This window comes from Plantactinospora sp. CA-290183, assembly GCF_050936375.1.
Lineage (GTDB): Bacteria > Actinomycetota > Actinomycetes > Mycobacteriales > Micromonosporaceae > Plantactinospora.
The window spans coordinates 1-6993 of record NZ_JBNJMX010000048.1; the positions used below are offsets into that span (position 1 = coordinate 1).

6 protein-coding genes are annotated in these 6993 nt (G+C 72.3%); 1 reads left to right on the top strand and 5 read right to left on the bottom strand.

The window, feature by feature from the left end; all coding sequences use genetic code 11:
• On the top strand, positions 1-471 hold a 471-nt coding region (locus ACQEUR_RS25435), incomplete at its 5' end, for a cellulose binding domain-containing protein (protein ID WP_433036013.1).
• Positions 472-615: 144 nt separating this feature from the next.
• On the opposite strand, the gene ispG is transcribed toward ACQEUR_RS25435, so the two are convergent.
• The 5 genes from ispG to ACQEUR_RS25460 form a co-directional block, all read right to left on the bottom strand.
• Positions 616-1788, bottom strand: coding sequence for a flavodoxin-dependent (E)-4-hydroxy-3-methylbut-2-enyl-diphosphate synthase (gene ispG, locus ACQEUR_RS25440; protein ID WP_433036016.1), 1173 nt, complete (start codon positions 1786-1788; stop codon positions 616-618).
• A gap of 8 nt (positions 1789-1796) precedes the next feature.
• Positions 1797-3044: a M50 family metallopeptidase gene (locus ACQEUR_RS25445; protein ID WP_433036019.1), complete on the bottom strand. Its 1248-nt coding sequence runs from the start codon at positions 3042-3044 to the stop codon at positions 1797-1799.
• Positions 3044-4255: a 1-deoxy-D-xylulose-5-phosphate reductoisomerase gene (dxr, locus tag ACQEUR_RS25450; protein ID WP_433036022.1), complete on the bottom strand. Its 1212-nt coding sequence runs from the start codon at positions 4253-4255 to the stop codon at positions 3044-3046. The genes ACQEUR_RS25445 and dxr overlap by 1 nt, the downstream gene beginning before the upstream one ends.
• An 87-nt stretch (positions 4256-4342) precedes the next feature.
• Positions 4343-4882: a GNAT family N-acetyltransferase gene (locus ACQEUR_RS25455; protein WP_433036025.1), complete on the bottom strand. Its 540-nt coding sequence runs from the start codon at positions 4880-4882 to the stop codon at positions 4343-4345.
• 138 nt (positions 4883-5020) lie between these two features.
• Positions 5021-6993: MMPL family transporter (locus tag ACQEUR_RS25460; RefSeq protein ID WP_433036028.1), on the bottom strand; the 1973-nt coding region annotated here is incomplete at its 5' end.

The window sequence follows — 6993 nt, forward strand, 5'->3', positions numbered from 1 at the left end:
GTCACGCCGACCGCCGCCACCTGGCAGGGTCAGGTCCAGTACATGCGGGACTGGATGTTCCAGCGCGCGACCTGGCTGGACTCCACCGCCGGCTGGGGCGGCCCGACCACCCCGGTCCCCGGCACCACCACCCCGCCCCCGGCGACCGGCACACCACCACCTGCCGACGCACCCGGCTGTACGGCGACGTACCGGGTGACCGGCCAGTGGAGCGGTGGTTTCCAGGGCGCCGTACGGGTCACCGCCGGTGCGGCCGCGGTCAACGGCTGGCGGGTGAGCTGGACGTTCGCCACCGGGCAGAGCATCGGCCAGTCCTGGGAGGCCAGCGTCACGACCAGCGGCACGACCGTCACCGCCGCGAACGCCGGGCACAACGGGGCGCTCGCAGCCGGCGCCAGCACCGAGTTCGGCTTCGTCGGGTCCTGGACCGGCACCAACACCGTCCCCACGCCCACCTGTACCGCCGCCTGACGCGGCCCCGCCCCGACCCCGGGTGACGGGTCGGCCGGTCCCGCCGGCGCCGACGCCAGTCGGCGCCGGCGACGGCCGGGCCAAGGCGGCGGCGTGCCGGGCCCGGTCCGGCCGGTTGCCGGGCAGCTCAGCCCGTCGCGACCGTCAGTGCACGGTCACCGTCGGACCGGTGACCAGGTCACGCAGCTCCTCGGGGAGGTCGGCGCCCATCTCGTCGGCGAGCCGGACGGCCTCCTCGATCAGGGTCTCCACGATCTGCGCCTCGGGCACCGTCTTGACGACCTTGCCCTTGACGAAGATCTGGCCCTTGCCGTTGCCGGAGGCCACTCCGAGGTCCGCCTCGCGGGCCTCCCCCGGGCCGTTGACCACGCAGCCCATCACCGCCACCCGCAGCGGCACCGGCAGCCCCTCCAGGCCCGCGGTGACCTCCTCGGCGAGCTTGTAGACGTCGACCTGGGCCCGCCCGCAGGACGGGCAGGAGACGATCTCCAGACCCCGCTCGCGCAGCCCCAGTGACTCCAGGATCGCGGCACCGACCTTGATCTCCTCGACCGGCGGCGCGGAGAGGGAGACCCGGATGGTGTCCCCGATCCCCTCCGCCAGCAGCGCACCGAAGGCCACCGAGGACTTGATGGTGCCCTGGAAGGCCGGGCCCGCCTCGGTCACCCCGAGATGCAGCGGATAGTCACACGCCTCGGCGAGCTGACGGTACGCCCGGATCATCACCACCGGGTCGTTGTGCTTGACCGAGATCTTGATGTCCCGGAAGCCGTGCTCCTCGAAGAGCGAGCACTCCCACAGCGCCGACTCCACCAGCGCCTCCGCGGTGGCCCTGCCGTACTTGGCCAGCAGGCGCTTGTCCAGCGAGCCGGCGTTCACGCCGATCCGGATCGGCACCCCCGCCGCCGACGCCGCCGCGGCGATCTCCTTGACCTTGTCGTCGAACTGCCGGATGTTGCCCGGGTTCACCCGGACCGCGGCACAGCCCGCGTCGATGGCCGCGAAGACGTACCTCGGCTGGAAGTGGATGTCCGCGATCACCGGGATCTGCGACTTCTTGGCGATCGCGGGCAGCGCCTCCACGTCGTCCTGGGACGGCACCGCCACCCGGACGATCTGGCAGCCGGACGCGGTCAGCTCGGCGATCTGCTGCAACGTCGAGTTGACGTCGGCGGTCAGCGTCGTGGTCATCGACTGCACCGACACCGGCGCGCCGCCACCCACCGGCACCGAACCGACCATGATCTGGCGGCTGGCCCGACGGGGCGCGAGCGGCGGCGGGGGTACGGCGGGCATGCCGAGGCTGACTGCGGTCACTGGAGCACTCACCTTTGGATCAGCGTAATCGGATTCACCACGTCGGCGGTGATGGTCAGCAGCGTGAAGGCGCCACCGATCAGGATCAGCGCGTACGTGACGGGCATGAGCTTGAAGTAGTCGACCCGGCCCGGGTCGGGCCTGCCCAGCCGGGCGAAGATCCAGGACCTGACGCGCTCGAACCACGCGATGGCGATGTGGCCGCCGTCCATCGGCAGCAGCGGCAGCAGGTTGAACACGCCGATGAAGAAGTTCAGCGAGATGAAGAGCAGGACGAAGACCTCCCAGAGACCGTGCTGGACGGCCTCACCGCCGAGCCGGCTGGCGCCGACCACGCTGATCGGGGTGTCGATGTCGCGCTCGCCGCCGGTGATCGCCGACCAGAGGGCGGGGATCTTCTGCGGGATCCGCTGGATGGCGTGCACGGTGTTGACCGCCATGTCGCCGGTGAAGTCCGCCGTCGCGCCGAAGGCGGCGATCGGGTCGTACGTCACGATCGGCGGTGTCGTCGGGTTGAGGCTGACCCCCATCGCGGAGACCGGGCCGACCGGACCGTCCACCTGGCCCAGCGGCGGGCGCTGCACGGCGGCGAGGTTCACCTCGGTGGTCTGCGTCGCACCGTCCCGCAGGTAGGTGACCTGGGTGGGACCGGGCTTCGCCGCCCGTACGGCGTCGAGCATCTGGCCCCAGTTGGCCACCGGGGCGGCGCCGACCGCGGTCACCACGTCGCCGTCGCGCAGGTTGGCCTGGGCCGCCGGGCTCGTCGGGTCGCCGGGCTGGCAGGTGCGCTCCACGTTCTCGGTGACCACGCAGGGGGCGAGCGAGATCCGCGCCGGCTCGTTCTGGAAGCCCGCCTCGGTGCTCGGGAACTCCGGGTTGGGCAGGCCCATGAAGATCGCCGCGAACCAGAGGGTCACGATGGCGAGGGTGAAGTGGGCGATCGAGCCGGCGGCCATCACCGCGGTCCGCTTCCAGACCGGGTAGCGCCACATCACCCGGGGCTCGTCCGCCGGGTCGACGTCGTCGTCCTGCGGTGTCATGCCGACGATCTTGCAGAAGCCGCCCAGCGGGATCGCCTTGATCCCGTACTCCGTCTCACCCCGCCGGAACGACCAGATGGTGGGACCGAATCCGACGAAGTAACGGGTGACCTTCATCCCGAACCGCTTGGCCACGATCATGTGTCCGGCCTCGTGCAGGCTCACCGAGATGAGGATCCCCAGGGCGAACGCCACCACCCCGAGCAGGTACAGCATCAAGCTCCCTCCACCGCCGTCGCGATGATCTCCTGGGCACGCGCCCGCGCCCAGGACTCGGCGGCGAGCACCTCCTCGACGTTACCCGGTTCGGCAAAATCCGGGGCCGCCTCCAGCACCCGTTCGAGCGTGTCGACGATGCCGAGGAATGGTAGGCGGCCGGCGATGAACGCGGCCACGCACTCCTCGTTCGCCGCGTTGTAGATCGCCGGGCGGCAGCGTCCGACCGTCCCGGCCTCCTTGGCCAGCCGTACGGCGGGGAAGGCCGCGTCGTCCAGCGGCTCGAACTCCCAGCGGTGCGCGGCCGTCCAGTCCACGGCGGCGGCCGCGTCCGCGACCCGGTCGGGCCAGCCCAGCGCGAGCGCGATCGGCAGCCGCATGTCCGGCGGGCTGGCCTGGGCCAGCGTCGAGCCGTCGGCGAACTCGACCATGGAGTGGATCACCGACTGGGGGTGGACCGTGACCGCGATGTCCGGGTACGGCACGTCGAACAGCTCGTGGGTCTCGATCACCTCCAGCGCCTTGTTCACCAGCGTGGCGCAGTTGATCGTGACCACCGGCCCCATGTTCCAGGTCGGATGGGCGAGGGCCTGCTCGGGGGTGACCGCGGTCAGCTCGTCGCGGCGCCGCCCCCGGAAGGGCCCGCCGCTGGCGGTCAGGACCAGCCGGCGCACCTCGGCGCGACTGCCGCCCCGCAGGCACTGGGCCAGCGCCGAGTGTTCGGAGTCGACCGGGACGATCTGGTCCGGCCGGCGCAGCGCGGCCCGTACGACCGGACCACCGGCCACCAGGGACTCCTTGTTGGCCAGCGCGAGCGTACGACCGGCGCGCAGCGCGGCCAGGGTGGGCGCCAGCCCGAGCGAGCCGACCACGCCGTTGAGCACGATGTCGCAGGGCCACTCCGCCAGCTCGGTCATCGCAGACGGGCCGGCGACGATCTTCGGGATCCGGAAACCACCCGCCGGATAGTCCCGCTTGGCCGCCTCGGCGTAGAAGGCGAGTTGCAGGTCCTGCGCGGCGGAGGCCTTCGCCACCCCGACGGCCTCCACACCCAGTTCGAGCGCCTGGGCCGCGAGCTGGGCGACGTTGCCGCCGCCGGCGCCGAGGGCGACCACCCGGAACCGGTCCGGGTTGCGTCGGACGATGTCGATGGCCTGGGTCCCGATCGACCCGGTGGAACCGAGCAGGACGACCTCACGGGGGACAGTCACCCCGACATTCTCCCCGATCGCCCCTGGGCGCCCGCTGTGAGCCACACCCTGCGTGCGATTCAAGCCGTGTCCGCACGTTGTCCCACCTCAGCGGCCCGACCGGAAGGTTTCCAACTCCGCACCGCCGTACCAGCTGGTGCGCCGGCCGATCGGGGTCATGCCGATACGGCGGGCGACGGCCATCGAGGCCTGGTTGCCGGGCGCGACCACGGCGTAGATCTCCTCGGCCCCGTTCGCGAAGCCCCGCGCGAGCGCCCCGCGGGCCGCCTCGGTGGCGTAGCCGTGCCCCCAGCGGTCGGGGTGCAGGTGCCAGCCCACCTCGATGTCCCCGGTCAGCTCCGACTCGTCGACCCCGGGCAGCGGCTTGAGCATCACCGTGCCGACGACCTCGCCGTCGTCGCGGCGCTGCACGGCCCAGATGCCGTAGCCGGCGGGGAACCGGCGGTTGCGGGCGTGCCAGCGCCGGACCAGTTCCGCGGCCTGTCCCGGCCCCCGCAGCGGAAGGTCGGGGGCGGAGAGGAAGTGGGCGACCTCGGGCCGCGAGTAGATCTCCCAGACCCGGGCCAGGTCGGCCGCGTCCTCGGTCCAGTCGCGGACGACGAGCCGCTCGGTTTCGTAGATCGTCACGGAGCGGGATGCTAGCCAGCCCGGCGCCGTCCGGCCACCGACTTCCGCCGGCGGCGACGGCCACCCGGCCGGCCAGCACCCCGCACCCGGCGCCCCAGTGCCCGGCGCCCCCAGGGCACCGTCGCTTGATCAGCGTGATCAGGGAGTGGTGACCCCGACACGCCGACGACTCGCGGGATCAGCTCCCTGATCATCGCGATCGTGCTCATCGCGATCGTGCTCATCGGGGGTGTGGGCGGGCTCGTGGAGGCCGTAGCGGCGGTGCAGGCGGGCGAGGGCGGCGGGGGCCCACCAGTTCCAGCGGCCGAGCAGGCGCATCGTGGCCGGTACCAGCAGGGCCCGCACCAGGGTCGCGTCGACCACGATCGCCACGATCATGCCGACGCCGATCAGCTTGATCAGCACCACCCCGCCGGTGGCGAAGCCGGCCACCACCACGACCAGCAGCAACGCGGCGGCGGTGATGATCCGGCCGGTGTGCTGCAACCCGGTCGCCACCGACGCGGTGTTGTCGCCGGTCCGGTCCCACTCCTCGCGTACCCGGGAGAGCAGGAAGACCTCGTAGTCGGTGGCGAGCCCGAAGAGCACCGCCAGCATCAGGATCGGGCTGCTCGGCTCGATGAACCCGGTCGGGGTGAAGCCGAGCCAGTCGGCGAGGTGCCCGTCCTGGAAGATCCAGACGACCACCCCGAAGGACGCGCCGATCGAGACCAGGTTCATCAGCACCGCCTTGATCGGCAGCAGCACCGAACCGAAGGCGAGGAAGAGCAGCACCAGCGTCGCCGACGCCATGATCAGCGCCATCCACGGCAGCTTGCCGGTGAGGCTCTCCACCAGGTCCAGGTCGACCGCCGGCCGGCCGCCGACCAGCACCTCGGCCCCGACGGGCGGCGGCAAATCGCGGATGGTCCGCACCGCCGCCTGGGCGACGTCCCCGGTCGGCTCGCCGGAGTAGGTCACCGACAGCAGCATCGAGTCGCCCCGGTCGGCGGCCACCTGGACCCCGGTGACCCCCGGCACCCCGGCCACCCGGTCGGCGAAGGGCCGCAGGTCGGCGTCGGCGGTGCCGGTGACGAGCACGTCGATCGGAGCGACGCTGCTGCCCGGGAACCCGGTCTCGATGCGTTCGGCGACCATCCTGGGCGGCGCGTCGACCGGCAGGACCCGCTCGTCGAAGCCGCCGGCCTCGAACCGGAAGAAGGGGACCGCGAGCAGCGCCAGCACCGCGGCCACGCCCACCAGGTAGAGCACCGGCCGGCGCATCACGCTGTGGGCCAGCCGGGCCCAGGCACCGCCGTCGGTGCCCGGCGCCGCCCGCCCGGCGCGGTCCGCGCCCCGCCGCCACGGCACCGGTACGGCGAGCGCGTTGATCCGCGGTCCGAGCACGGCCAGCAGGGCCGGCAGTACGGTCAGCGCGGCGAGCATGGCGACCAGGACCGCCGCCATCCCGCCGAGCGCCATCGACTTCAGGAACACCTGCGGGAAGATCAGCAGGCTGGCCAGGGCCGTCGCGATGATCAGACCGGAGACCAGCACCGTCCGCCCGGCGGTCGCCATGGTGCGCTGGATCGCCCGACCGGTCGGATGACCGGCCGCCAGCTCCTCCCGGAACCGGCTGACCACGAAGAGCGCGTAGTCGACCGCCATGCCCAGCCCGATCAGGGTGATGATGTTGATCGCGAAGACCGAGACGTCGGTGACCGTGCTGATCAGCCGGACCGCGACGAACGCGCCCAGGATCGCCAGGCCGCCGACCAGCAGCGGTGTCGCGGCGGCGACCAGGCCGCGGAAGATCAGGATGAGCAGCACCAGCAGGACCGGCAGCGAGAGTGTTTCGGCCCGGGTGATGTCCTCGGTGGTCTGCCGGTTGGACTCCGCGAGGAAGGCGACGTTGCCACCGACCTCGGTGGTGACCCCCGGGGCGTCCAGCGCCGGCCGCAGCTCCTCGTACCGGTCGGTCTGCTCGTCCGGGTCGGTCGCGCGCAGCTGTACCAGCGCGTACGTGGCGTGCCGGTCGGTGGCGAGCAGGTTCGGGGCCCCGGTCTCGTACCAGCTGCTCACGCTGGCGATCTCCGGGTGTTGGCGGAGCCGGTCCAGGATGGCGGTGACCG

Excerpts from the sequence above, each read along its gene's own strand:
- ACQEUR_RS25445 (WP_433036019.1), bottom strand. The coding sequence starts at position 3,044 with ATGCTGTACCTGCTCGGGGTGGTGGCGTTCGCCCTGGGGATCCTCATC.